General features: G+C 56.4%; 21 protein-coding genes and 1 pseudogene. 14 read left to right on the top strand and 8 right to left on the bottom strand.

The features are described from left to right. The first annotated feature begins 38 nt into the window (after positions 1 to 38). The 5 genes and pseudogenes from HNP46_RS00770 to ftsZ form a co-directional block, all read left to right on the top strand. On the top strand, positions 39 to 326 hold the full coding sequence (locus HNP46_RS00770; protein WP_184585597.1) for a hypothetical protein: 288 nt from the start codon (positions 39 to 41) through the stop codon (positions 324 to 326). A 38-nt stretch (positions 327 to 364) separates the two neighbouring features. Continuing rightward, the gene (locus HNP46_RS00765; RefSeq protein ID WP_184585596.1) at positions 365 to 2893 is read left to right on the top strand and encodes a type IV secretory system conjugative DNA transfer family protein; all 2529 of its coding nucleotides are present in this window, start codon (positions 365 to 367) and stop codon (positions 2891 to 2893) included. A gap of 229 nt (positions 2894 to 3122) precedes the next feature. Then, positions 3123 to 4436: a hypothetical protein gene (locus HNP46_RS00760; RefSeq protein ID WP_184585595.1), complete on the top strand. Its 1314-nt coding sequence runs from the start codon at positions 3123 to 3125 to the stop codon at positions 4434 to 4436. 37 nt (positions 4437 to 4473) lie between these two features. Beyond that, positions 4474 to 4989 (top strand): DUF2059 domain-containing protein, encoded by a 516-nt coding sequence (locus HNP46_RS00755; protein ID WP_184585594.1) that lies wholly within the window; start codon positions 4474 to 4476, stop codon positions 4987 to 4989. Between the two features lie 154 nt (positions 4990 to 5143). After that, positions 5144 to 6202, top strand: a pseudogene (gene ftsZ / locus HNP46_RS00750) (cell division protein FtsZ); the annotation flags it as partial. A 519-nt stretch (positions 6203 to 6721) separates the two neighbouring features. On the opposite strand, the gene HNP46_RS00745 reads toward ftsZ, so the two are convergent. Next, entirely contained in the window at positions 6722 to 9190 is a 2469-nt protein-coding gene (locus HNP46_RS00745; RefSeq protein WP_184585592.1) for a hypothetical protein, read from the bottom strand. A 151-nt stretch (positions 9191 to 9341) separates the two neighbouring features. Here HNP46_RS00745 and HNP46_RS00740 point away from each other — a divergent pair, with 151 nt between their 5' ends. Both HNP46_RS00740 and HNP46_RS00735 read left to right on the top strand, forming a co-directional pair. Then, complete coding sequence (locus tag HNP46_RS00740) at positions 9342 to 9728, top strand: hypothetical protein (protein ID WP_184585591.1); 387 nt, start codon at positions 9342 to 9344, stop codon at positions 9726 to 9728. Positions 9729 to 9737: 9 nt separating this feature from the next. Beyond that, positions 9738 to 10406 carry a dUTP diphosphatase gene (locus HNP46_RS00735; RefSeq protein ID WP_311771785.1) on the top strand — a complete coding sequence of 223 codons (669 nt, stop codon included), beginning with the start codon at positions 9738 to 9740 and terminating at the stop codon, positions 10404 to 10406. 47 nt (positions 10407 to 10453) lie between these two features. Here the strand turns inward: HNP46_RS00735 and HNP46_RS00730 are convergent, their stop codons facing one another. The 4 genes from HNP46_RS00730 to HNP46_RS00715 all read right to left on the bottom strand — a co-directional run bounded on the left by HNP46_RS00730 (position 10454) and on the right by HNP46_RS00715 (position 13617). Next, complete coding sequence (locus tag HNP46_RS00730; RefSeq protein WP_184585590.1) at positions 10454 to 11575, bottom strand: hypothetical protein; 1122 nt, start codon at positions 11573 to 11575, stop codon at positions 10454 to 10456. Between the two features lie 133 nt (positions 11576 to 11708). Next, positions 11709 to 12149, bottom strand: coding sequence for a hypothetical protein (locus HNP46_RS00725; protein ID WP_184585589.1), 441 nt, complete (start codon positions 12147 to 12149; stop codon positions 11709 to 11711). 20 nt (positions 12150 to 12169) lie between these two features. Beyond that, on the bottom strand, positions 12170 to 13057 hold the full coding sequence (locus tag HNP46_RS00720; RefSeq protein ID WP_184585588.1) for a prepilin peptidase: 888 nt from the start codon (positions 13055 to 13057) through the stop codon (positions 12170 to 12172). Beyond that, the gene (locus HNP46_RS00715; RefSeq protein WP_184585587.1) at positions 13054 to 13617 is read right to left on the bottom strand and encodes a hypothetical protein; all 564 of its coding nucleotides are present in this window, start codon (positions 13615 to 13617) and stop codon (positions 13054 to 13056) included. The genes HNP46_RS00720 and HNP46_RS00715 overlap by 4 nt, the downstream gene beginning before the upstream one ends. Before the next feature lie 105 nt (positions 13618 to 13722). Between HNP46_RS00715 and HNP46_RS00710 the strand changes: the two genes are divergently transcribed. Continuing rightward, entirely contained in the window at positions 13723 to 14211 is a 489-nt protein-coding gene (locus tag HNP46_RS00710; RefSeq protein ID WP_184585586.1) for a hypothetical protein, read from the top strand. A gap of 13 nt (positions 14212 to 14224) precedes the next feature. Here HNP46_RS00710 and HNP46_RS00705 read toward each other — a convergent pair whose 3' ends face one another. Further along, complete coding sequence (locus HNP46_RS00705) at positions 14225 to 17566, bottom strand: DEAD/DEAH box helicase (protein ID WP_184585585.1); 3342 nt, start codon at positions 17564 to 17566, stop codon at positions 14225 to 14227. A gap of 421 nt (positions 17567 to 17987) precedes the next feature. Here HNP46_RS00705 and HNP46_RS00700 point away from each other — a divergent pair, with 421 nt between their 5' ends. The 6 genes from HNP46_RS00700 (at position 17988) to HNP46_RS00675 (ending at position 23312) form a co-directional block, all read left to right on the top strand. Beyond that, a complete protein-coding gene (locus HNP46_RS00700) occupies positions 17988 to 18503 on the top strand; it encodes a hypothetical protein (RefSeq protein WP_184585584.1) in 516 nt (171 codons plus the stop codon). A 13-nt stretch (positions 18504 to 18516) separates the two neighbouring features. Then, entirely contained in the window at positions 18517 to 19308 is a 792-nt protein-coding gene (locus tag HNP46_RS00695; RefSeq protein ID WP_184585583.1) for a hypothetical protein, read from the top strand. A gap of 64 nt (positions 19309 to 19372) precedes the next feature. After that, a complete protein-coding gene (locus HNP46_RS00690) occupies positions 19373 to 19681 on the top strand; it encodes a hypothetical protein (protein WP_184585582.1) in 309 nt (102 codons plus the stop codon). Beyond that, entirely contained in the window at positions 19665 to 19970 is a 306-nt protein-coding gene (locus HNP46_RS00685) for a hypothetical protein (protein WP_184585581.1), read from the top strand. Before HNP46_RS00690 ends, HNP46_RS00685 begins: the two co-directional genes overlap by 17 nt. A 1240-nt stretch (positions 19971 to 21210) precedes the next feature. Beyond that, the gene (gene trfA / locus HNP46_RS00680) at positions 21211 to 22335 is read left to right on the top strand and encodes a plasmid replication initiator TrfA (protein ID WP_184585580.1); all 1125 of its coding nucleotides are present in this window, start codon (positions 21211 to 21213) and stop codon (positions 22333 to 22335) included. Positions 22336 to 22427: 92 nt separating this feature from the next. Next, entirely contained in the window at positions 22428 to 23312 is an 885-nt protein-coding gene (locus HNP46_RS00675) for a hypothetical protein (protein WP_184585579.1), read from the top strand. Here HNP46_RS00675 and HNP46_RS00670 read toward each other — a convergent pair. Continuing rightward, positions 23295 to 24680 carry a tyrosine-type recombinase/integrase gene (locus HNP46_RS00670; RefSeq protein ID WP_184585578.1) on the bottom strand — a complete coding sequence of 462 codons (1386 nt, stop codon included), beginning with the start codon at positions 24678 to 24680 and terminating at the stop codon, positions 23295 to 23297. The genes HNP46_RS00675 and HNP46_RS00670 overlap by 18 nt on opposite strands. Before the next feature lie 46 nt (positions 24681 to 24726). Continuing rightward, positions 24727 to 25119, bottom strand: a complete 393-nt coding sequence (locus HNP46_RS00665; RefSeq protein WP_184585577.1) for a hypothetical protein — start codon at positions 25117 to 25119, stop codon at positions 24727 to 24729. Positions 25120 to 25247 lie beyond the last annotated feature (128 nt).

The following is a 25247-nucleotide window of genomic DNA, read 5'->3' as shown; positions in this document are numbered from 1 at the left end:
GGCTACCGCCTTTGGATGAGTTCAGGTGGAGGCTGGCCATGATTCGCCTGGTGGAAGCTTCCCTGGCCATGGCTTACCAGCAGGCTGCCGAGCAGGGCGTGATGCTGACCGTAGAAATGGTCAGGGACTGGCTTGTCTTGGACAGGATGATCAAGCACTTGGCTGAAGGTCGTTGCGACGAACGAACCGAGCCGCGCGTGCGCCGTTACCTGAAGGCCCTGTACCCGGAGATCAACCTGGAAGACCTCTCCGCCGAGATTCCGATCAAGTACTACGAGAAGCATGCCTTCTTGTGCAACGAATTTGGCTGGGTCACGAAAAACTGATTAGCGCCACCAATAAGAACAATAAGAAACGGTGACACATGGTACATGGCGTAACGAAAAACGCTGACCTCGACCCCACACTTTTGCAGCGTGAGATCAGGCCGCTGAAGTACAGAATCAGGAGCCTCTTTGCTGAGATCGGCGGCTTCGTTGTCTGCTTCCTTGGATTTATGGCTTTCGTACTTCCGTTCAGTCCTTACGCCACCTCTAGCGACATATTCATTCTCGTCGCGCTCATGGCCTACCTGTACGCCAAGCGGCACGTCAGGAAGTACCCGCATCGCCATCCTTTCAACCCACTAGAGACCAAACAAGTCCGCGTGAAAGGTAAGAAAGGAAAGGACAAATACAAGAGCGTTCCGATTGGTGACGGCATCATTCTGATCGGCAATGATCTGGTAACTAACGAATCGTTCTGGGTGAGCAACGACGATGCTCGTACCCATATGCTGGTATTTGGCTCGACAGGCTCGGGGAAAACCCGCTTCCTGCTATCTCTTTTCTACCAGGCACTGGTTCTCGGGTCTGGCGTAATGTATGTAGACGGGAAGGGGGATACTACCGTCTTCGGCCTCGTTTTCTCGATGGTCAGAAGGCTTGGTCGAGAGGACGATCTACTTGTAATCAACTATCTAACAGGCTCCAAAACAGACAAGAGCATTAATGATGGTTCGCGGCTTTCCAACACAACTAACCCGTTTGCCCTAGGCCCTGCGAAACAAATTCAGTCCCTTGTTGCATCGCTGATGCGCGACGGGGGCGGCGACGACATGTGGAAAGGCCGCGCGAACGCGCTGCTGCTGGCTTTGCTCGATTGCCTGGTGTATCTGAGAGACACTGGCGAGATCAACTTGGACGTTGGTGTACTGCGTGACAACATGCCTTTGGATAGGATTCTAGACCTAACTCAGCGCGCAGATATTCCAGAGAAAAATATCTCTCTTCTTAATAAGTATCTCCTCGAACTTCCTGGTTACCAGGAGAAAGAAGCACGCCAAGGCGAACTTAACGCCAAGTGTTACGAACAACACAACTATTTGACAATGCAGCTAACCGAGGTGCTGCAAGAATTGTCTGCAACTTACTCTCACATCTTCAATGCACCGAGAGGGGAGGTGGACTACAAAGACCTTGTTTACAATCGCCGAATCCTATTTGTTATGTTGCCGGCCCTCGAGAAAGAGCCGGACGCACTAGCAGGTCTCGGAAAGTTGGTTGTGGCCGGTGTTCGAAGTGCACTTGCACCTGCACTTGGTGAAAAAGTAGAAGGTTCTCACGCAGAAGTAATCGACGCTAAGCCGACAAACTCTGACGTACCCTTCATGCTAATACTTGATGAATACGGCTACTACAGCGTCAAGGGCTTCTCGGTTGTTGCGGCCCAGGCCCGAAGCCTTGGTATTTCTGTTGTTTTCGCTGGCCAGGACTTCCCATCCTTCCAGCGCTCAGATGAAAAAGAAGCCAAATCCATTGTTGCAAACACCAACATTAAAATCTTCATGAAACTTGAAGATGCCAAAGAAACTTTGGACTTGGCAATCGAGCGTGCTGGTGAAGCCGAAACAGCAAGTTCGGCTGGTTACGAGGTTTCGAAAGGGATGTTCCCTGGATATGCGGATAATAACCAGTCGAAGTCCGAGCGTAAAAAACGGATCAACGTCCGCGACCTGGTTGACCAGAAGCCAGGCCAGGCCCACGTCATCTTCGGCGACAAGCTGGCCAGGGTGAGCCTGTACTTCACTGACCCGGAGAAATCGCCTGAGTACCGTATCAATCGGATGCTGATGGTCAACGGCCCAAGCCGAGACATGGTCAAAACGCTCCGTGATTCGAGGAACAACATCACCAAGCTGTTCGATGACAGCCAGGCTGATAGCCGCCGATCCAAGCCCGTCGACCTGGACAGGAACCTGCAGGCCTTGTTCAACGCCTACGACGTGGCTGTGTCCAGGGCTCAGGAGCCAGACATGGCGGCCAAGATCGCGTTTGGCATGATGGAGCACAAGGAAAAGCTGCTGGACGATGAGTTCGTCGCCTCTCTGAAGGGCAGAGCGAACGGGGTCTCAGCAGCGCCGGCAGTACGCCCGGCGCCGCGTCAGGCACCCATCATGGAAGACGACTCGGATGACGATTTGCCGCCGGCAAGGCCGTCCGCCAAGCGCTATGACCAGGAGATGGACACAGTGCTCGGGAACCTCCCATTCCTCCACGAGGAGGATGATGAGGAGTACGACACATCGATCCTCGACGAGGCGGACGATGTCTTCAAGTCACTCAGCGACTTGATGAGCGACTCGGTGAAAGAGAGCTTCAAGGTCTATCCCGAGGTGTTGTCGGCAGACCAGAAAGACCGTGCCATGCCGATCAAGCAACTGCTTGAGATTGAGAAGGCAGCCGGCCGTAGTGAGCTGGAAGCCATGGAGGAGGCTCGCAGGGGGCTTGAGATCATCGATGAGACGATCAACTACCCGGTAGACCCTCAGCCGAACAAACTCACTGCAGAGGGCGTTTCCGATGCCCTAGAGCAGATGCTGGCGCGTATGGCGCGCATTCGTACCGAGGACTGACAGCTGAGCCGCCCCAGGGAAGGGGCAGACCGGGATTAGAGGTACATTCCGAGACGCTCTAACCGTGATCCTGGGAACGCCCGGTGCGGTCGGGCCGTCCGTTTACCGTGATCCCAGGTACAGCCTGGCAATTTATCGGTAAATCCGCATGGAAACAGGGTTTAGCGTTTGTTCAGTCCGAAGATCGCGTGCAATACTTAGATAATTGTGATTCTACGGAGTGCTCGACATGAAACCGCCACTTGGCAGTATCGAAGCCTTGAAGCAGGGCCTGACGACTGGTTTCGTGGGTTACCCCCGCAGCTACCAGATCGGGAAGACCCCTCAGGATTGCGTCATGCTGGGCGTTGATCAGGCTGGCGCTCCGTTCAAGCTGACTCTTGAGGTTCCGCAACGCTTCATCGATGAAGCCAAGAACCGTGCTGACAAGACCGTCCCCAGCCTTGAAGACCTGGCTGATGATGACGACCGCGCGAAGAATCCGTGCTTCGCCACGGACGACAACGCCCCCGGCACCGTGTCTGGCGGGGCCTTTGTCGCCGAGCAGGTCGAGTTCATCGACAAGGACAACAATGTCCTCAAAGCCACCTGGATGTCGGTGCTTAAGTCGAAAACCAACCCCAAGCTGAAGAAGCCCAAGATCTGCACGGGCTACCTAGAGATCAACACGATCTTCCCGACGGCAGATTCAGCCTACGCCACGAAAAAGCTTCGCCTGCAGAAGCTCAACGCCATTGTCACCAAGGCCGTCGCAGACAAGCAGGTTTCGGTGAATGGGGTGCCGTTGATCCAGATCCAGGTGGAGGTCAGTGACCTCACCAGGGAGCTGCTGGCCATGGGCAAGAAACACTGGTTCATCGGTGTGGATGTCCAGTACCGGCGCATTGAGGAACTGGACTTGGTCAACCAGGCGAACGCCAGGCGCCAGATCATCGAGTTGCTCGACTCCAACATGTTCGACGGGATGTATGGCGGCGTAATCATTCGCCCTTACCGAGAGGAGAGGGGCACTCGTATTGTCGAGCTTTCCTGCGTCAAGAACCTGAACACCAGGTACAACTACACCAACGGTGGTGGGGTGATCAACGGGGAGGCGACTTGGAATGAGTTCCTCTCCAAGAACGCTTCCTGGTTCACCTACATGGTCAGGAACGGCATGAAAGCCGAGATCATCCCCACGCAGCGCACCAACTGCGGCCCGGTTGGAAATGCCAACTTCCAGAAGGACTACCTGGCAGGCAAGCTCAAACAGCTTAAGTCCGGAGTGGATCGACTGTTCCACACCTATCCGTACATGAACTTCGAGCAGCAGAGCGCCTACCTGGTGTCCCCAGTCGCTATGCGTAACGCTGACGTGCGTAAGGGCGAGAGCAAGAATGACACGCTGCTCAGCACCTTCCACACCTTCGGTAAACCTCTCGGCAACGTGCTGGAGATCGACCGCGATCTGAACCGCACCTATGTGCTCGATGAGGCGGTGAAGCCCAGCGGTAAGGCCCTGGTGGCCGCGACCGCATACGAGCCGGCCACTCCCGCCTTTTGAAGCTTCTCCAAAGCTTCTCCACTGAAAGGACACTGAAATGAGAAAGATGATACGCATGGCCGTCGCAATGACGGCCATCTGTTACATGGCTTTGGCGACCAAGGCCAAAGCGGAGCAGATCACTGTCGAGAAGATCGACGCGATCAATGAGCTGCTGCAGGCGTCAGGCCTGGCGCAGTCTCCCGAGCAACTGGCGCGGCAAGCAGCAAAAGCAAATGGCCAGGAGGTTCGTAGGCGCTTCGCCGGCAAGCCCGAGCAGGTGTACGTCAGGGCCGAACAGATTGTTTACGAGGCCTACATGTCCAAAGCCGACGCCATCAAGCAGGCTAACCAGAAGGTTGTGATGGCCTACGCTAGCGGCCTGACCGCTGATGAGATCAACCAGCTCAACTCCTTCTATCACTCCAAGCTAGGCCGAAAGTCCGTGTTCATGGGATCAGAAACCTTGCGCTTCCGAATGGAGCAGAGCGAATCCCTGTCGCAGCAGCTGGGCCAGGACATCGCCGCGCGCCTTAAATCGGAGCTCGGAGAGGAGCTGGGGTTGTCGAACTGACAATTTATTAGAAAAGGCGCATTTTTAGCGGCCAAGCGTATTGCTAGAGCAGCTGAATATTGGCAGTATTGCGACACCTTGCCATACCACCTCGGCAACCTTACCCAAGCGCCGCCCGGCGCTTACTGCGAAATTGTAAATTACGGAGATGCACATGTTCGAAACGAGTAATCGCGGCGATGGCGGCGCAATCATCAAGGTGATTGGCGTGGGTGGGGGCGGCGGTAACGCCGTGGATCACATGTGCGAGAACAACATCGAGGGTGTCGAGTTCATCGTCGCCAACACCGATTCTCAGGCACTGAAGAACACCAAGGCCAAGAGCGTCCTCCAGCTCGGCGCTAACACCACCTCAGGTCTGGGCGCTGGCGCCGATCCGGCCAGGGGCCAGGAAGCGGCCCTGGAAGACCGCAGCCAGCTTGCAGATGCCATGCATGGCGCTGACATGCTCTTCATCGCAACTGGCCTGGGTGGCGGCACCGGTACTGGCGCGTCCCCGGTAATCGCGCAAATCGCTAAAGAGAAGGGCATCCTCACCGTAGGCGTGGTGACCCTGCCGTTCATGTTCGAAGGTCGTAAGCGCATGGCCTACGCACTGGAAGGCCTGAAAGAGCTCGAAAAATACGTCGACACCTTGATCGTGGTGAAGAATGAGAAGCTGATCCAAGAGATGGCCGGGAAGTGCTCGTTGCTGGAGGCGTTCGCTCACTCCAATGACGTTCTGTGCAGCTCGGTTCGCGGCATCTCCGACATCATCAAGCGCCCTGGCATGATCAACGTCGACTTCGCCGACGTGAAGGCTGTGATGGAAAAGGCCGGCCAAGCTGTTATGGGTGAAGGCCGTGCTAGCGGTGCTGATCGTGCACAAAAAGCCACTGAAGCCGCCCTGTTCCACCCGCTGCTGCGTGACACCAATCTCCAGGGTGCCAAAGGCATCCTCGTCAATATCTCCTCCAACCAGGATCTGACGCTGGACGAGTACGCGGCCGTCGGTGCAATCATCGAAGAATTCGCATCGCCTGACGCTCGTATGAAGTTCGGTACTGTCATCGATCCTGACCTGGGTGAAGAGATGACTGTGACTGTAGTCATCACCGGTCTGGGCGATTCCCAGTACCAGGCGGAAATGAAGCAGGCCGCTCAGCCTCTTCGCGCCGCAGAGCCGAAGCAGGAGCCGGTAGTTAGCCGTAATCCGGTTCAGCGTCCTCAAGTTGCTGAACTGCGCCCTGCTATGACTCAAGAGCGTCAGTTCGACAATCGTCGTGAACATGACGACCTGGGTGTATCTGCAGCTCGTCCGGCGGCTCAAGATCATCGCATCCTGCGCCACGGCTTCCAGTCTGAGCAAGGCGTGCAGCGTCCGGTAGGTGGTACCCGCGACCTGCATCAGCGCGAGTTCCAGGAGCGCCAGTACGAGCCGCGCAACACTCGTCAGTCCCGCGAAGAGTTCGAGTACGCTGAGCAAGAAGGTACTCGCATGGCTGCCAGCCGCCCGGTTGAACTCGACAATCGGAGGTTGCTTCCCGCTGAGAGAACCCAGCAGCCGCAGCAGCAAAACCAGCATGACGACCTCGACTACCTGGATATCCCGGCTTTCCTTCGCCGCCAACAGGGTGAAGGAATTCGTGACTAGGAACTTCTGAGTCGCGAAAAGGCCCGCCAATGGCGGGCCTTTTTTCATTTCTGGGGGCGAGGGGTCAGAAGATCCTGATCCAGAGCCATAAGCCTGTAATCAAGCTGCCTCCAGGGACAACGCGTGTTGCTCGATAGCTTCGAAGAAGTAGTCAAGCTGGGCGACCGGTACATCCGCCAGGGCCTCGTGGAAGATCTGGTAGATAGACTGCTTCAGAGCCAGGTGAGGTTTCACGCCGACGTAGGCCTGCAGCGAAACGCCCTGCCTTACTCTGTCAGACTCTTCGACGATGCTTTGCCACATGGTATCGATGCCAAGGAGCATGGACTGCTTCAGTGCCTTCGGCTCCTGCTCCAGAAGGCTCCGGGAGCGCGCCGTGAGCTCAAAAGAAAGCCACTGCTCGAACTCCCTGATCAGGACAGCATAGTCATCCACGCTTAGAGTTTTCTCGTAATCATGGATGGCACGCTCAGCCCAGGATGGCGAAAGGTGCCACTGCTTGATCTTTTCAAGGACAGCCGAGCGCCCCTCTGAGCCCGTGGCATCGCTGTACACAGACATCAGGCGATGAGCAGCCAGCCTGGCGACCTGGTCGAGGTCATCCAGCAAGTCCCCGGCGTCCGTGCGCAGAACCACATCACGCTGGGTGAGGAAGATGCCGCGCGGCTCGTCTAGCAGGCGATCCTGAGCCAGTCCTGCGCGTCTCGCGTCAGCAGTCATGGACTGCTTCTGCTTCTGAATCCGCTTGAGAGCCCGACTGATTGTCGTACCCTGGAGGCCGGCGTCCGGGTTAGCTGCAAAGCGGAAGAGGGGAGCCATGTGCTTGGCGCCGGCCTGGCGCAGCAGGGCATCCTCGAGAGATGCGTAGAATCGCACGTGACCAGGATCACCCTGTCGGCCGGCACGACCAGCAAGTTGCTGATCCAGCCTGGCCGAATCCATACGCTCAGCGCCGATGACAAACAGACCGCCTTGTTCAAGCACGAGCTGCTCCGACACAGCATCGCTATGTTCGGCAGAGCCGCCTAGCAGGATGTCCGTCCCGCGTCCGGCCATGTTGGTGGCAATCGTGATCGCTTTGGGTTTTCCAGCCTCAGCGATGATTAGCGCCTCCTGTAGATTCTGCTTCGCGTTCAGCACGCGATGGTGCAGGCCGCGCTGATGGAACAGTTTGGATAGGGCCTCAGAATCTTCAATAGACCCGGTGCCAACTAGGATAGGCTGAGTGGTCTTGTGGATGGCCTCGACGTCGTCGGCGATCTCGTTGAACTTGGCCTCTTTGGTTGCAAATAGCTTGTCCGGGTGCTGTACCAACTTGGAGGGGAGGTGCCTCGGGATTGGGATCACTTTGAGACCGTAGAGGGTATGGAGCTCATCGGCCACGGCGACGGCCGTACCTGACATCCCGGCAACGTCATCGTAGACGTCCAGGTAGCTGGCCAGTGCGATACGCCCAATCTCTCGGGCTTCGCCTTTGACCTCGAGGCCTTCCTTGCACTCCACGGCCTGGTGAATGCCTTGGTTCCAGCGGCGACCAGGACTGAGACGACCAGTTTCAGGGTCAACTGTGATGACTTCTCCGAGCTCAGAGACCACGTAGTCTCTGTCTTTCTGGAAGACGTAGTGAGCTTTGAGTGCGGCGAAAAGGGCGGCCCAGACCGGAGCTTCCTCCGGCATCCACTGTCGGCCGGCGGCGACGATCCCACGTTCAATCAGGAACGCTTCCGCCTTGGCGAAGCCTCGTTCAGTGAGACTAACCGCCTGACCTCGGATGTCCACCAGACAATCACCGTGATCTGAGGTACGCCGGGTGACGAGGGTGTCGAGCTTGGTCTTCACGTCAATTGGCGCGTCAACGGCCTCCAGGCTGCGTGCAAGCTCGTCCAGAAGCTGATACTGGTCATCCTCAGCCCCAACCTCTCCGGAGAGCAGGAACGGCGTCCTGGCTTCGTCTATAAGGATGCTGTCGGCCTCATCGATCAGGGCGAAGTTGTTTCCTTGCTGGATGAGATCCTGGACGTCGAGGGCCGTGTTGTCCCGCAGGTAGTCGAAGACGAACTGGCTTGCAGTGCCGTATACGATTTGCCGGCGGTACGACAGTTGGCGCGTCTCGCGGCCAAAGTTCTCCTGCAGGTAGTCGCAGTTGAGGTGCAGCGTCTGATAGACCGGGTGCAGAAACTCGGAATCGCGCCGGGCCAAGTAATCGTTCGCGGTAATGCAGTGACTGCGTCCGAAGAGTGCGTGCCAGGCCAGGGGATACGCCGCTGCAAGGGTCTTACCTTCTCCGGTTGCCATCTCGACGATATGACCATCGCCCATCGCCAGGGCACCCATGATCTGCTCTACGTAAGGAGAGAGTTTGAGCTTGCGCTGGATCACCTCGGTGATGATGGCGTAGGCCAGCAGCATATTCGGCCGGTTACGGGCGGTCTTGATCTGTGTGAAGTTGACGACGAGCGTCCAGTCTTCCATCCCCTTTAGGGTTTCAGCGTACTCGAGGATGGCTTCAGCCTCGTCGCGATACTGCTGAATCTTCTTATTTGTCAGATAGTTATCGACAATTCTCACGCTGTTCTCCGCGCTTCAGAATAGGGATCATTGCTTCATTTTCACACAAATTGTCTGGAAGGCGACCCTCCTGCGTGACAATATATCGTTAATTCACACGCCGGTTTGGGGTACTGAATCGCCAAACTGGTGCGCAGGAGAGCCCAAACTCATGTTCAAAACGCTTATCCCCGCAGCGTTTGCGCTGTTCAGCGCCTTCGCTTTTGCCGACGAAGCCAACGAATCGCATCTGGAAGCTTCGGGCCAGGCTGTACCTGAGATCACGGTGGCAAACCCAGCAGCTACGTCGGCCGATGCTGGCCAGGCTCAGTTGCAGGCTGCAAGCCCTCACGCAGGGGCGCCAGTTCCTCCGCTCCCAGGCGCCGAAGAACTTTACGAGGCCTACGTGCGTAACGGCTACATGCCGCAGCATGCGTTGCTTCTGACCAACTGGGATGCCGTCCAGGCGCTCTCTGCTGTCTACCCCCACCTGTCGCCGCCGGCTGAGCTGGCGCAGAAGATGGAACAGCTCCGCAACTCCTACCATTCCGTGAAGTAAGGAACGACTGTGCAAGTCACTGATAACATGCTCCTGGACATGTTGAGCTACCAGAGTCAGCTCAACGACGTGATGAAGCCCGACTGGCGGGTGACGCGCATGCATTACCTGCGCGCGTCATCGGTGGAGGTGGGCGAGTGCCATGACCACAATGCCTACAAGTGGTGGAAGAAGCAGGAAGTAAACCTGCCTCAGATCCAGCTCGAGCTGATCGACATGACTCACTTCATCATCAGCGAGATCGCTCGTGCGGTGAACGAGCCGTCGAAGGAAGGGCAGGCCCTGTTGGACGCCTGGCACAAACCTGAGCCTGTGATCCGCTTTGACGAGAAGGACTATGTTGTCGCTGAGCTGGAGACCGAGGTCTGCCTCGATCTGATGGGCGCCATGGGCTACGTCGGCCGCTTCAGCTTCAGCCTGCTGCGCCGGCTGATGGATGACTTCAAGTTGACGGGCGAGACTTGGTACAACACCTACATCTCCAAGAGCGTGCTGAACCTCTTCCGTCAGCACAACGGTTACAAGACCGGCGAGTACATCAAGGTCTGGTCTGGCCGCGAGGACAACGAGTTCCTGGCTGAGGAGATGGAAACCTGGACTCCTGATCAGGGTGCAGATGAGCTCTATCGCAGAATGGACGTTTTGTACAAGGAGTTTGCCCTGGGCGTCCAGGCGTAAGCTCCGCAATGCAAAAGCCCCGGTACGCCGGGGCTTTTCTCTTTGGATTAGAAGGGTTGTGTGCCCATCTCTTCTTCGGAGCGTTTCTTAGCAACGAGGGCCCCGGCGCTATCGATAACGTTGTGATAAGTCAGGGGGAATCGTGAGAAATGAGTTCCATTCTGATTGGTCACAAAGACCAGTTGGTTATGAACATCGAACCTGGAGCCGTCCTCAAAAGTGACGCGGAGCTTCCCTTCAAGGCGATCCATTCTGAGGTTGTTGCCAAGCAGCTCAACCGACTTCAGATTGCCCTTCACGTCGATAGGCACCCGCAGCTTGTTCAGGTTCTTTGCAACGAAGACTTCCTGTACCCGCTGTGAAACTTGCTGGGCATGCTTCGTGATCATGGCCTCAGCGTCTGGGTGCGCAACGTAGTAGTAGCGGCCACGACGTTCTGGGTACTCAACACTCTTCCCGAACATGCTGATCATGTGGGCGTAGTAGGGGTGGTTCGCCCTGAAGTACGGCTCGTATTGTTTCTCCAGGGCATTCTGAAGACTTTTCCTGAAGCCTGAAGCGTAAGCCTCTTCCATCTCCTCGCGCTTCGATTCCGTCAGAGCCACCAAGACGTCATGAACCTTTTTCTGGGAGGCAGGGCTTACGTAGGGCTGCACGTAGACCTCCTCAGCCTCGCGCTCGGCCTCGGTCTTCTGCACCTTCTTGACCGCAGTCTCTTTGAGCCTCGTGCCGATCAAGAACATCAGGTCAGTGAATGCCAGCATGTCGTAGTAAGGGGCGGTATGGGGTTGCTTGGCTTCTTCCGGGTAGAGCTTTGCAAATTTCTCAAGCTTCTTCCGAAGAGAAGGCCCGCTAGAGTAGCCGTTCGTGCTCCAGCCAGCCCTGGCCATGTAGAGCGCCTCAGGCCTGTTGTTGTAGTTGGGGTCTGATGGGCCGGAAGCCCAATATTGCCTCAGCACCTCAGCCATCGTGTACTTGAAGTCTGCAAATTTGGCGTTCGGGAACTCGCCTGCATCAAGTGCATCTGCAATGTCTTGGAGCACCTCCTTGCGGCGGGCAATCGTTACCTCGCTCATAGCAGTGAACATGGCTGGAAACTCCTCGTGGAGATTCCGGACGCGCTCGGCTAGAGCTTTGTAGTCGACAGTCTCGTTTTCTTTGGCAGCCATGGAGTCGGTTCCCTGCTATTCATCCGGGCCAGTAGCCCCTTTTAAACGAGTATGCGGATGGATACCAGGTGCTTGGTAGCTGCGGCAACAAAAAAGCCGGCAAAGCCGGCCTTCTTTCGAAGCGTAGGAGCAGCTACAGGGCCCAGGGTGCGAAGACCGCGCACCAGGCCTTGTCGGCACCGCCGGAAGCCTTCACCTTTTGTTTTTTGGTGTTGTACTTACAGAGCTTCTGCACTGCTTGCTTACAGCCGCAGGTGCCTTTGACCTCCGATGCGCCCATGCCACCCTGAGTTACCTCAGCGGCGCAGCCCATGAGATCAGAGACAGGATCTTGCTTTTCCTTGTAGGTCTGCTCGATCTGCTTGGCGCCACCGCCGTTCGGATCAATGCCCGTGCCATCCAGTTTAAGACAAGATTGGTCTGCCAATGCGAACGCCGGCAGACAGGCGAGAATGACGGTCAGTAGAAGTTTCTTCATGGCATTCGCGGCTGATCCGGCCGCCTCCTGTGCAATGGTGCAGGCAAAGCTGCACGCGCCTTTTACCAGTATTGCAATGAGCACCAGGTCAAACAATAACCTGGTGCGGTGAACCGTTAGGCCAAGGCCAGCTGGGTGAAAACGATTCCGATCATCCCGGAGCAGAGGATCGGCCCGAGCGGTACACCGCGCTCACCGATAACTTGAGCATAGGCCCCGACGGGGAAGAGTCGATTGCGAAGGCTCAGGCAGGGTTTGGCCAGTAGGCCGCAGATCACCAGGGCGTATAGCATTGGCATTCCGCCCAGGAGAGCTCCGCAAAGGCCGATCAGATGGACGTCGGCCCCACCGATGCCATCTACGTTGAAAAACGCACGGAGCAGGCCTCCAAGGGCCAGCAAGACCAGGGTTGCGCCGACATGCCACAGGAAGGTTTGCTCCAGGGTCATCCAATGCGTCGATGAGAAGGTAAGCCCATAGCTGATCAACAGGGCTACGAAGAGTAGTTGGTCAGGGATGAACGAGTCAGTCAGGTCGATCACAGCGATAAGGGCGAGCACCATCAGCAGAGTGCCTATCACCAAGCCATAGGCAGTCGGCCCGCAAGTCAGCGAGATGCCCAGGAAGATGCCGAAACCGAGCAGCTCAAATCCGAGGTAGCGGATATGGATCGGTGTCTTGCAGCAGGCAGAGCGGCCGCGAAGCATTAACCAACTCAGGATCGGGATGTTCAGAAAGAGAGGAATAGGCTTGGAGCAAGTGGGGCAATGCGAGCGACCACCCATGAGCTTGCGCGTGTCGGAAGGCTGTTCAATCTCAGGAGCGCGGAGGCCTCGCAATTTCAGCCAAAATGACGCTTCCGTGTCATTGCAGTGTACCTGCCAACGCGGCCATCTGAGGGCCAGGACGTTGAAGAAGCTGCCGAGCGCGGCGCCGATCATCAAGAAGAGGCCGGTGTATGGCCAAGGGAGGTCTGCGTAGAGTCGAGCGTCAAGCAGGGTCATGAAATCGCCCGGTGGTATTCGGATACCTGATCCTTGAGGCGGTAGTAGATGTTTGGCCAAGCTTGATCAATGAAGTGAATTGCGCGGGGGTGGAGTAGGGTGGAGTGACGCAAGGGGTGAGCTTCTCGGATCGCTTCTTCGACCGCTAGGGTCTGTTTCCTTGAGGAGGTATAACCAGCCGCTCCAGCCCGCTGGTGAAGCCTTGGTTCGATCACTTTACGCCACAGGGTCGAGAGGGTATCCACCGTTGGCTTGTGCTCCGCAATTAGCGGCTTAATCAGCTGACCGAGCGCTGGAAAACCTGCCCCAGCCAGCGAAATCGTCATTTTCTCGGAAATTGTTTCAAGCCCTTGGGGGAGACGCCACGTGCACTCATTGGCAAAATCCAGGAGTGTGGCCATGGTCAGGTGGCACTTGCAGCGATCAATCCGGGCGCGAGCATCATTCAGAAGGAATGTGGCTTCAGACAGGCCGTCGACGTTGACGATGATCGAGGCCCTACCAAGGCTAACTAGGGTTTTGACGCCGAACACCGGATCTACGTATGAATTGAGCAACATCAGCTACACCTGAATGGGAGGGGGCGTATAGCGAAGTTTGGCATTTTGTCAAAAAAGGAATGGCTGCGCTACCTCTGTGATGCAAATCTCATCTATGATAATTGTATGACTATTGCGTATACGATTGAAGAAACTAATCGTCTAGGGGCTTGTCGCTCACGGCTGCTCACCTTCTGCCCGTGGCATAGCCTTGCCGAATTCATGGTGAAAGCCCACTTCCCGATGGGTATCCCGCCAGGGGTGCGTATTGGTGATGAGGATCTGAAGGTCGAGGCGTCGGCCGCTTCGTTGTTCGACGGGGAGCCCTGGTTGCAGGTGTATGGCTCGTTCAAATTGCGAGGCGAGGTGATGCGTCAGCTTCGGATTCGTTCGTTCCAGGTGGACGAGACCAGCAACCCTATCTACGCCTCTTTCACGGCCGCCGCCTACCGTGATCCGGATTACGCCAAGTCGGTTTCCAAGATGGCTGCGCGCATCTTCAAGTTCTGCATAGGCGACATCCAGTTTGCCCATGTGCTGGCGCTGTACGCATCGAGAGACGCCTACCACCCGTTCTGGACAGCTAGGGTGGCCGGGCGCTCGTTCTCGATTTAGGTGATGGGCGCCCCTAGCGGAGCGCCTCAACCAATCCTCTGATTACCTCATCCAACGGCCGGGAGACCAAGAAGGTCTTGGCGCGGTCGGTCTCAGACACCTTATTCCCGAAGGTCTGACGCAGAATCATCTCCAGGCGGGTTGCGCTGGCGCTCACAGCTCCAACGACTCGAGTTCCTTCATCGTGAACCTGAACTGCCTCCAACCCCAGGGATTTCAGCACGATGTGGTCAGAAACGTACCCATAGAACTCAACCACTTCAGTCGGGATGAACCCGTACTGATCCTTCAGGCTGCCCATGTTGTGGTCGAGTTCCTCTACCGAGTCGCTTCCCATCAGGCGCTGATACCAGGCCAGTCGGTCGCCTTTGTCCGCCATGAAAGTGTGGGGGATGCGGCCGCGCAGAGGGATGTTCACGTTGCCAACCATGAGTTCCGAGGCATCGGCCTGGGGGTTCTCATCAAGGACGGTGATCGCTTGCTGCAGCAGGCGCATGTACAGGCTGAAGCCGATGGCGTGGACATGACCGCTTTGTTCGCGACCCAGAACTTCACCAATCCCTCGGATTTCGAGGTCGTGGCGGGCCAGCAGGATGCCCTGGCCAAGGTTAGACGACTCTTCCATCGCCACCATGCGCTGGTGTTCCTTGGTGCCAGGACTGGATTCACTGAGCAGGTAGGCATAGGCCTGGCGGGAGGAGCGACCCACACGTCCGCGAAGCTGGTGGAGTTGGCTCAGGCCGAAATGATCGGCGTTTTCGACGATCAGCGTGTTCGCGTTCGGGATGTCGATACCAACCTCGACCACGGTGGTGCACACCAGGATGTCGTATTCATGCTTCTGGAAGGCCACCAGGGTTTCGGTCATCGCCTTGCCCATCTGCCCATGAAGCTGGCCGATACGGGCTGTGGGGTACAGTTCTGCAAGGCGTGCAGCGCAATCCGGCATCGTCTTGACGCTGTTGTGGACGTAGAAGACCTGACCTTCGCGGGAAAGCTCACGGCCGATGGCCTCACGCAATACACTGTTTCCCGGCTGCCGCAGGATGGTACGAACCGAAAGGCGCCGTGCCGGCGGAGTAGCGATGACCGAGATGTCCCGGATGCCTACCATCGAGAGGGTCAGGGTGCGGGGGATGGGGGTCGCAGTCATGGCTAGGACGTGTTTGTCGCCGCGCAGATCCTGCAACTGCTCCTTTTGGTCAACCCCGAAGCGCTGCTCTTCGTCGATGATGATGAGTGCCAGTCGCCCGAACAAGACGTCATTCTGCAGCAGGCGGTTGGTGCCAATGACATAGCACGGCTCGCCATTCCGGATGACCTTCAGCACATCCTTCGGAACCTTGTTGCCGGTTACCTGGAGAACCTTGATGTCAGTACCTTCGAAGCGTGTGCGTGTCGAAAGGTAGTGCTGCTCGGCCAGCAGGGCGGTAGGGGCCAGAAGTGCTACCTGGTAACCCTGGTTGGCAACCATGAATGCAGCGCGGTGAGCGACCTCGGTCTTGCCGAAACCTACGTCACCACAGATCAGGCGATCCATTGGCTGGCCAGAGGTCAGATCGCGGATGATCTCCGAGATAGAGCGCTTCTGGTCGGGAGTCTCTTCGTACTCGAAGGTCTCGACGAAGTGATCGTAGTCTTCATCAGGCTCGTTCATGCGCAGGCCGGCCATGCGTCGACGAGCATTGCGAACGAGGATCAGCTGGCGGGCGCCGGAAAGGGCGTCTTCCTGAGCCTTCTGTAGGCCTTTGGCCCAGGCTTCATGGTTCAGCTTTGAAAGCTTAACCTTCGTCTCATCGCCACCCGAGTAACGCGACACCATGTCGAGTTCGCTGACTTTAACGAAGATGCTGGCATCGTTGGCGAAGCCGATCCGCACTGTGTCTTCTTCGGTGCCGGTGAAGTTGATGGTTTCGAAGCCCTGGAACTGGCCGATCCCTTTAGTGGCATGCACCAGGAAGTCGCCTTCCTTGATGTCGACCAGGCCCTGCAGGGCAGCTTTGCGCTGGAACTCGCCAATGTCCTCGTCGAAAGAAGATTCGATGCTGGTGCCGAAGAGTTCGTACTCGGTGATCAGGCGGTAGCCGGCAACGGTGTCGAGGTAGCCGTTGGTCAGCGTACCTTGCAACACGGCCTGACCGACCGGCTTGGCAATGAACTGCTCAAAGGAGACGTCAGTGGCGACGCGGAGACCGAGCATACTGCCGATCACTTTTACGTGGCGTGCGCGCACAGCACTCTTCATGACGAAGAGGATCGGGGTTTTCTCGTCGATTAAGCTCTTGAGGAGCGCAAGGGCATCGTCCAGGGTGCCCACACGTTTCATGCCACTGGGTACAACCGGCGTGGTGTAAGTACAGCAGTTGGCTGCATCCAGGGCGCGCTGAGTCGCTTCCGGGGAACGCCAAGACATGTCGATGGGAGGGCAGGTACGCGAGAGATCGTCACGGATATCGATGTGACGGGTTTCAACCAGGCGCCATTGCTCTTCCATGGCCTGAGCTACGCCGAAATCTGCGAGAACCTCGTCGTACTCGAGCATATCGACCAACGTGGTTACGTTGCTGGGATTGAGGCCAATCCAGGACATGAACTCAGGGTGGTCGCGCAGTGAGAGGGCGACCTTGTAGCTTTCGAATACGCGGGGGTTGTCGTGGTAGGTAAACGACTTGCTTCTGAAGGACTCAACGAATTCACGATCCAGGCGGTATTCGCGGTTCGGGAAGACATCTAGGCTCAGCAGCGGCTTTCCAACGGATTCCTGGGTGAGAACATCGATCTTGATAATCGACTGTATATGGCCCAGTTCATCGAGGGTCATGCGTACCGGGGTGTTCTCGTGGAAATCCTCACCGTGGCTGATGCCGACCGGGAAAAAGTCGACTACACGACCACGCGTCGCGTATTGACCAGGAATTTTCACGGCCTTGGCCTCGGCGTACCCTAGCTCGAGGAGGCTGGAGAGGTTCTCGCCGAACTTACTGGCCAGTGAGTCGCCAAGGCTCAAGCTGATCTTGGCCGATTTCCAGAAGTCCTTGCCGGAGATCAGTCGCATGCAGTTGACTGCCGATGCGATGACGATGGGCATATCGACGTCGTTGTTTGCCAAGCGATTCAGCATCCAGGCGCGTTCACTCATGATCGACGACGGCGCACGTTCAAGGTCGAACGGCAAGGTTTCGCTGTCGCGGATCAGCAGGAGGCGAGATTTGAGCGCAGGTGCGTAGAAGCCGATCTCCTGAAGGAGGGTGCTGGCTTCGTGTTCATTTCGGGCAATTACAAGGCCACTCTTTTCTTCCAGGAGTTTGGCGCAAGCGGAAGCAAACGAGGGGCCGGACAAACGGTGTGCGAGCATCATGCTCTCCATCTGTGCGGTATGGTGGCCATTCTATACCAGAGTGGCCCGCACCATCAAGTTGAAACTCCTTTTGAAACCAGTACCCTAGTGGGATAACAAGAACAAATTCGGGTGCCGCTCTGTGTCTATTACAGATTTCTCCTTTGAACAACTTCGTGAGGAGATTTTCAACAACGTTCTGGAGTCGTTGAAGCCCCAGTCCTATAGCGATATTCACTCAGCGTTACATAGCGGCTTTGACCCTAGGCAACTTGTAATGCCAAGGCCGGTAGACGCCTACCTGGCACACCAGTACGGACTTCTGAGTCTGCAGTTCCGTATACCACATGAGTTTCCGCTATCTCTCACAATCATGCTAACAATGGGACGTCTTGGATACTCCATTCAAGTTCATGATCAGATTTCGAAAAGAGCCTCGTTGAAGACAAAATTCCAAGAACTCGCGCTGGAGCTGGGTTTGCGATGTGATACCCGTGATGTGGCACGGATGACCAGGTTCGAATATTGCAATGAGCCATCCTTGGTGTGGTCTAATACCACTATCGATATCCTGACCTCACGGCAGCTGGAGTACGCATTCAAGGAGTTCGTGGGGCTCCAGGTGGATCGGATGATCATCGGCATCGCCAATATCCTTGCGGCCGCCGGCATGCTCTACAAGGTGCCAGACAACCAGTTTGCGCTATGCATGATCAGGCGAAGTGTGAACGAAAGTGCCATGGAGACTGCACTAGAGGAGCACTTCAGGATTGTGGCCAGGGATGTGCGAGATCCGAAGAACAAAATATATGGTCTAACTACGCTAGCTGCCCCAAGTGTTCACCCTGTTCAGTTTTATCGAGAGGTTGAGGCGAGCCTGAAGGCCAAAGGCCACGAAGTATCCATCAGGCACATCATTCAACACATGCAGGCGAGTGAACTTCCGACCAGCTAAGCCGGGAGGTTTTATGGTGTGGGACATCGTTGGTTTTGATTACGACAACTTGACGTTGAAGTTGCGGAATAAGAAAGGGGACGGCGCCTTCAAGTACCCCTGGTCGAAACCGGCTCGAGAAAACCAGAAATGGTCAGAAGACAAAGCAGAGACCATCAATGTTCCTGATGGTGATTTGCTGCAGAAGTTGCGGGTTCGCGCGCATGCGCACGCCGTCAGCCACTTGTCGAAGCTTGCGCGCAGCGCCCTATCAGGCAAATCCGCTACGACAGCGGCTCAGATGGTCAACGAGTCGCTCAAGTTCGCACTCAAGCGCTATGAGTCCAAGAGACTCACGGCTGCAGAGTTCGTTCCAATGCTGAGGTCAGTAGCTCTGGTCGTGGAGATCCCGGAGGGCTTCTGGAATCGCCTGAAGCAGACTGTGAATGATGCGCAACTGGAACGATTGCGCCAGACCATGGAAGCTGTCGGGGTTCTGAGGCTGAATGCATCGCCGTCGGCGCTGGCGGAGGTGGCTGACTACCTAGGGCGCGAGGCGTGGTTTGCGAACAATTTCCAACTAATTCAGTCTGCGGCAGAGCAGTTGCAATTTATTCATAAAGGCGATGCTTTTGGCCCGCTGTCCACCAGGGCCAGTCGCATGCTCCAACATATGGAGATCGAGAAGGATCGAGAGAGCCTAAAACCCTGGCAGAGAGCGGCTCCATCGCGACAAAAGACCATTCGCGTGGGCCCATCCGGTTCAAAAGCAATCCAGGACAAACCTGCCGAAAGCAGCGCCGCAGAAGGCTCAGGGGACGCTTAACTGGGTATTGCCAAGATCGCCGATTCTGTCAATATATGCTTAATTGTCATTTGAGAGGCAAGCCATGAGCAACGCAGATTCCGGCGTCAAAGCCTCGGAAAGGGTGCTCGCGATCAAGATCGGCGAGAAGCTCACTTTGAAGGTTCATCCTGCGGCCTCCGACGCCGAGATTGCCCAGGCCATGCGCCAGGGTATCTGGATCAACCTGGCGGATGTGGGCAACGAACAGGGAAGCCGCCAAAGGCCACAAGAGGCCGAAGGCGAGCAACGTGGTGGCGCTGGCGCAAGGATCGGGATCGATGCATCCAAAGCGATCTCTGTGCTGCGCGAAGAACTGCTTACGGGAGACACGCCACATGCAAAGCGGGATTGAACGCGTAGGCCTTCTGCTGTCGCGTAAGTGTAACCAGCGCATCTTCATTGGCCCGATGCCGGACGCCACTGACGCCGAGCTGGTGAAAGCTGTGCGCAACGGTGAGGTGATGATCCAGGTGGTCGATATCTGCAACATCGTCCGCTCCGCTCAGCGCAAATCCAGCAGCCGGAGAGACTTCTCCCGTTGGTGGTCGAAGATCAGTTACGTGGCTAGCCCGATCTTCTCGTTCGAGCGCTCCGGTGCTGCAGGCATAAACGCCGGGGATCGTTCCCGCGCCTTTTCCTGATTACCCGCTCTTGCTTTTGCGTCGCCCTGGCGCTTAAGTGTCCGGGATTCGGAGCTCGCTCTGCTTCGAATCCCGGTTAAGAGCCAACTGGTTTACAACAAGACTGGTTTGCTCTTTGAAGAGGGTTAACAGCCCCCAGGCCGGTTAGAACCGAGTTAGAGAATAGGGTTATAGGCCCTTCTGACTCCCTTGTAGGCCGCGCAGCATGTGGCTTTCAGGATTTTGAGCTGTACCTCAAATCGCGAAAAGCGTACCTCACATCCCGAAATCTGTTCCTTGCCTCCCGGTTTGTGTACCTGTTCTCACGGATGGCGCTCCGCAGATCACGGTCACCGTACCTGAGATCACGTCGGCCGTTCCTAGAATCACGGATTCCTGTGAGTAACCCTGTTCATACCCTGTTTATATGCTGTGTGTAACTTTGTATAAGTCGCCTAAATACTGCCTATCCTGTTGATTTCAAAGGGATTTCACGGTTCGCCGTGATCCGAGGTACGCCTTGTCCTGCGGGCCGTGATCTCAGGTACAAAATGAACTCCTTTTGTACCTCGAATCACGGTGAGGTTCCGGCCGTATGTTCCTGAGATCCCGGCCTAGCGGGCTCAGAGGCATTCCACCGTGATCTCAGGTACGCTTTTGTACCTAGAATCACGGTTAGCTTCCCGTGAATGACTCCCTGTACCTCTATTCCCGGTCTCTTAGGCGTTTGCGTGTACCTCAAATCACGGTCGAGTGGCCATTTAGCGCCCTGGTGTACCTGAAATCACGGCAGGGTGGCCATATAGTGCCCCTGTGTACCTATGATCACGGTATTGATCACCATGCAGGCGTCTAGAATGCACACCTGTACCTGGAATCACGGTGTTTAGGATCGTGGCCGGCCGCCTACGCTGGTTGATGAAGCGGCTGAATGCCACAGCTGACGCGGGTTTGAGAAATCTGTACCTAGAATCACGGCAGCAGTGTTTGCGGTAACGCTACAACTTTTTGCCGTAAGATCAGTCACTTGCCGTTCCTGGGATCGCGGCGCTGGCTTCCTTTTTGTTCCTGATATCGCGGTGATTTCAACCTTGGGTTGCCCTGACAAGCTTACGTTTGTACCTCAGATCACGGGCCAAACGATCACTTCGATGGGTAGGTTGGTCATCTAAGATCAAAATGGTCTAAAACTCGTATGCAAGCGCCTTCCTGGGCATATATGATTCCATGAATTGACAAATCGCCAATTTCGAAGCGAGACATGGAAATGACCGGGGAACAACAGCAGCAGAGCTCTTCGAAGGATCAGAAGAAGGAAGCGCGGGCCAAAAAGCTCGAGAGCACTGTGCTCCAGGGCAAGTTGCCTTTTCAAGGGGAGCAGTACTTCGAGCAGGCGAATCCCATCGCCCGAAGCTGCATCTTCCGAGTTGTTGCCCCTAAGAGCTTGAAAGAGACCAACGATTGGACGCCTGTCTTCTCCATCAGTGGGGAGAGCATCTTCTTGAAGGGGGCGACTCTTCTAGCTGACCACGAAGAGATCTGGACGAAGCTCCTGGCCTATACCCGTGGCCGTTCAATCTTCAAGCCAGTCTCCGTCACCAAGGCGGAGCTGGTTGAGGTTCTGGGTCTGGGTGATAGCGGTAGCTCCTTCGCCAAGGTCGAACAGATCCTGGAAGACCTTCGTGACACCCGCCTACGTGTATCGAGCAGGCCGGCTCTGGAAAAGCTCGTTCGAATCCTTACGACTCCTTCAGCATCAACTGACCCTGATACTGTGAGCTACGCCAACCACATCAAGCTGGTCTACGGGGAGCATATCAAGCTGCTCACCGAAGGCTTGGCCAATGGTGAGGACGTTGACATCGAGATGGGCTTCCTGACCAACCGTACTCGCAACAAGACTCGCGGCCGTGAGGTACTCAACCTCGATCCGCTGACTTGCCTGCTCTTCGACGGCGTCAACACCACCCTGGTGCCACATGAGGTACGCCGGCAGCTCGATGCCTTCGGCAAACGCTTCATGACCTTCGTCGCATCTCACCGGGACGGTGTCTACGACCTTCCCTTGGAGTCCTACTTCCACCTGGCCGGCTACAACTCGACCTTCGAAAAGATGGGTCGCAAGTTCAAGTCCCAGATGAAGACCCGGCTTGAGGAGTACGAAGAGAAGAAGTTCATCGAGCCAGGCTGGAGTTTCCAGCGCTCGAAGGAGACCGGGGACTGGAAGCTCTGTGGTCTCAAGCGTGGGCCGGCACTCAAGATCGGCGCCAACACCCTCGAGTTCATTCCTGCGGCACCGGAGCCCGAGGACTCGGCCGATCCTGAGATCGAAGCAGAAGACGCGATCTTTCAAGAGATGACCGAGCAACCACAGCTGGGGATCTGATCAGAAGCGGGCTAAGGCCCGCTTCTTCGTTTCTGGGGCCTTCCTTTCTTTGTCACTCTGGGCGATCCTGTATATATACACAGGAGTTCGCCATGGAAATCGCTGAACTTAAGCTGAGTCTGGAAGAGCTGATCCTGGGCATCGATGATCTCTGCACTGCGCTGCAGAACCCCACCGATGCCTTCTGCGCTGCTGATCCCGGCCCGTTCGAGGTTGGGCATGCTGCAGTGGAGAAGATCCAGGGCATCTTCAAGAACTACTACGTGCCTGGTGGGGCAGCAGACGCACGCTTCACCGAGACGCTTCATGGTGCCATCTGTGTTGAGCCAGAAGTGATGGAGCTCGCGCGGCACGTGAATCAGCTCAAGGCTGCATTCAGGGCCAAGATGGACAGCTACCAGGATCGACTGCGCGGCACGGCCGGCACCACGCTGAAGAAGAGCCAGAAGAGCATCGCAGTCAGGCAGATGCTCACCAACATCGGGTATGGCCGCCTCTCACTGAAGGCCATCTACCGGCGCATCCCGGTGCTCGAGTACGAGCCGAAGAGCATCAGGTTCTCGGGCGTGATGCCCAGGACGATTCACAAGATGTCCGTGTCCGAGGCCCTCGCGCTCCTGGAGAGCAAGATGTACACCAGTGACTCGGCCAGGATCGACTATGAAACGCTCAAGGAGTACCCCAGTCACCTACCGGTTGCTCAGATCCAGTTCAACCCGGCCGGTGTAAAGGGGAACATCATCGATTCGCTAACGGGCAAGTACGCGGACACGAAGCTGTTCTACCTCCCGATCCTGTACGCCGGCCCTATTGTTGAGCGCGACGACATCTTCTTGGCAAGCCAATTTGATCCGAAGCGGTGGCCGAAGAAGGAGAAGAAGGTGCGCGGCGACAAGCTGATCGACGACAACGAGCCACTGGCTTCCAGCATCCGTGTTTTCAGGTACGCGAACGAGCCATCAGTCACCCTGGATTGAGGTGAGCAGCGCGGCGTGCTCTGAGGACTCGTGTTTCTCGTGCAGGCTGCTGGAGATGTATCGTTTGGTCGTCTCCAGGTTGGTGTGGCCTGCCTGGTCGCGAACGTGCTCTAGCGGCCGGCGAGTAACGTCTTCAGAGATGCCTGTGTGTCGCAGCCAGTGGACGGTGCACTGCATCAGCATGTTGGCGTCGTCGTCTCTCCCTGCAGCACGCAGGCGCTTGAAGGCTTCGTCGAAAACTGCCTGCAGCATTGCCCGGACGTGGCGAGTTGAAGTAAGTCCTCCTTGACCGCGCGCTTTGGGGAAGAGAGGGGTTTTCTCCTTGGGCACTGGAAGGGGCGACATGCCCTGGGATGTACGATACCGGCGTAGCGCTTTCAGCACGTCTTCACTTACCGGGATCGTGCGCTTCTTGTTGCCCTTGCCGGTGGCCTTGAACCACCAGGAGCGAACCTGCTTTCCTTCGATCTTGTCGACGATGGTGAAGAAGTTGCCATGCACTGGCTGCTTGTCTTCGTCCTTGTGGGCCACGTCGGAAATCCGCAGGTAAAACGCCATCATCAGGCTAAGGATGAAGCGCAGGCGCTCGTATCGATCTTCTCCGAGAGTCTCACGGAATGATTCAACGGATTCGAAGAGGGCTCTGGTCTGGTCGATGGTGAGGCGTTTCACGCTTTGCTCTACGTGGTCATCGTCCTCTTTCTTGATCTTCTTGTTCTTGGAGGAGATTTGCGCAACCGGGTTTCGTCCTACGTGCTCCTCGTCCAGGAGGTACGTGAAGAAGCTGCGCAGGGTGCCGAAGGCAATGGCGTAGGACGAGTCGGACATCTTGTACTTCTCAATGTCCGGGCGCGCCTTCTCATCGAGATTTTCGCGAGCGTGGGCGGTATCGGCCGTTCCGTGGATGGCGTTCTTGCGCTCAAGCTTCTTGATCTTGGCGACAAAGGGCCGCCATTCGGGATTAGGGACGCGTTCTCCGCCCACGTCGAGGAAGCGATTCCGGATCTGGATGTCCCGCCACTCAAGAGGAGGTGCCTTGATAAAGTCGAAGTAGGCTTCCATGTCGGCGCGCTTGAGTTCATGGAGAAGGCCTGGCTTGCCGATCTTTCCGTTGGCATCCGGCCTGGCGTACCAGAGCCAGAGCATGAAGCGGTCGATCTCCCGGCGGTAGGTTGCGAAGGTGTCGTCGCTGCCTTCGTACTTCAGCAGGAAGTCGAGGGCCTTGCGGTAGTCTTCGAGCACCTCATCGAGATTATCGCACTTGGGGATTGCCCCTTTGTGCGGCCTTGCCTTTTCCTGCTGCGCGCCACGCAGCTCACTCAGGTACTTCTTGTCATCGAAGATGGGAAGGGGGCAGGGGATCTTCATCTGTACTCCAAAGCGCCGTGCTTATCCATCCGCAGATGATAGGGAGCTAGGCCGGGCGAATCCAGCCTCGTACCTTGGCCTTGCCATAATGGCGCTCCCAGGTTTCCAGCTGGCTTCTGTTGGCGCTCGTGATTACAAGGGTCTCGTGGGTGAAGGGATTCACGTATACGAGCTTGGCGGTATTGAAATAGACGTGTTTGGGGCGGTTTTCCGGCTTGGGAGGTAGCAGAGCCTTTAGGAAGTCGTTCACCGGCAGGTCATTGTCCTCCAGGAGTGCGATTACCTGGTCAGCTACCCGTTGAACCTTCGACCGATAGAGTTCGATCTCTGTGATCGAGTTTTCGATCTGGCGAAGCTCAGCATTGAGGAGCCCGATCTGATGCTCGATATTGGCCCGTTTGTTCTTGAGCAATTCGAGTTGGAGTGCGCGAGTGAGCATATTTCCCTCAAATTGTCAGGATGCCAATCTGAAACCATTATATTTAGCGAACTACCCCTGGTCAAGGTTACAAGTCGCGAACATTCACAATCTGTCAAATCGCAATTTTCAATATAAGGAGATCTGCT

It is taken from the genome of Pseudomonas nitroreducens, assembly GCF_014204515.1.
In the GTDB taxonomy this organism is placed as follows: Bacteria; Pseudomonadota; Gammaproteobacteria; order Pseudomonadales; family Pseudomonadaceae; genus Pseudomonas; species Pseudomonas nitritireducens_A.
Note: the sequence above shows the minus strand (reverse complement) of the source record. Positions and strands in the feature narration are given on the sequence as shown.

Excerpts from the sequence above, each read along its gene's own strand:
- HNP46_RS00770 (WP_184585597.1), top strand. The coding sequence starts at position 39 with ATGATTCGCCTGGTGGAAGCTTCCCTGGCCATGGCTTACCAGCAGGCT.
- HNP46_RS00765 (WP_184585596.1), top strand. The coding sequence starts at position 365 with ATGGTACATGGCGTAACGAAAAACGCTGACCTCGACCCCACACTTTTG.
- HNP46_RS00760 (WP_184585595.1), top strand. The coding sequence starts at position 3,123 with ATGAAACCGCCACTTGGCAGTATCGAAGCCTTGAAGCAGGGCCTGACG.
- HNP46_RS00755 (WP_184585594.1), top strand. The coding sequence starts at position 4,474 with ATGAGAAAGATGATACGCATGGCCGTCGCAATGACGGCCATCTGTTAC.
- HNP46_RS00740 (WP_184585591.1), top strand. The coding sequence starts at position 9,342 with ATGTTCAAAACGCTTATCCCCGCAGCGTTTGCGCTGTTCAGCGCCTTC.
- HNP46_RS00730 (WP_184585590.1), bottom strand. The coding sequence starts at position 11,575 with ATGGCTGCCAAAGAAAACGAGACTGTCGACTACAAAGCTCTAGCCGAG.
- HNP46_RS00720 (WP_184585588.1), bottom strand. The coding sequence starts at position 13,057 with ATGACCCTGCTTGACGCTCGACTCTACGCAGACCTCCCTTGGCCATAC.
- HNP46_RS00715 (WP_184585587.1), bottom strand. The coding sequence starts at position 13,617 with ATGTTGCTCAATTCATACGTAGATCCGGTGTTCGGCGTCAAAACCCTA.
- HNP46_RS00710 (WP_184585586.1), top strand. The coding sequence starts at position 13,723 with ATGACTATTGCGTATACGATTGAAGAAACTAATCGTCTAGGGGCTTGT.
- HNP46_RS00705 (WP_184585585.1), bottom strand. The coding sequence starts at position 17,566 with ATGCTCGCACACCGTTTGTCCGGCCCCTCGTTTGCTTCCGCTTGCGCC.
- HNP46_RS00695 (WP_184585583.1), top strand. The coding sequence starts at position 18,517 with ATGGTGTGGGACATCGTTGGTTTTGATTACGACAACTTGACGTTGAAG.
- HNP46_RS00690 (WP_184585582.1), top strand. The coding sequence starts at position 19,373 with ATGAGCAACGCAGATTCCGGCGTCAAAGCCTCGGAAAGGGTGCTCGCG.
- HNP46_RS00685 (WP_184585581.1), top strand. The coding sequence starts at position 19,665 with ATGCAAAGCGGGATTGAACGCGTAGGCCTTCTGCTGTCGCGTAAGTGT.
- trfA (WP_184585580.1), top strand. The coding sequence starts at position 21,211 with ATGGAAATGACCGGGGAACAACAGCAGCAGAGCTCTTCGAAGGATCAG.
- HNP46_RS00675 (WP_184585579.1), top strand. The coding sequence starts at position 22,428 with ATGGAAATCGCTGAACTTAAGCTGAGTCTGGAAGAGCTGATCCTGGGC.
- HNP46_RS00670 (WP_184585578.1), bottom strand. The coding sequence starts at position 24,680 with ATGAAGATCCCCTGCCCCCTTCCCATCTTCGATGACAAGAAGTACCTG.
- HNP46_RS00665 (WP_184585577.1), bottom strand. The coding sequence starts at position 25,119 with ATGCTCACTCGCGCACTCCAACTCGAATTGCTCAAGAACAAACGGGCC.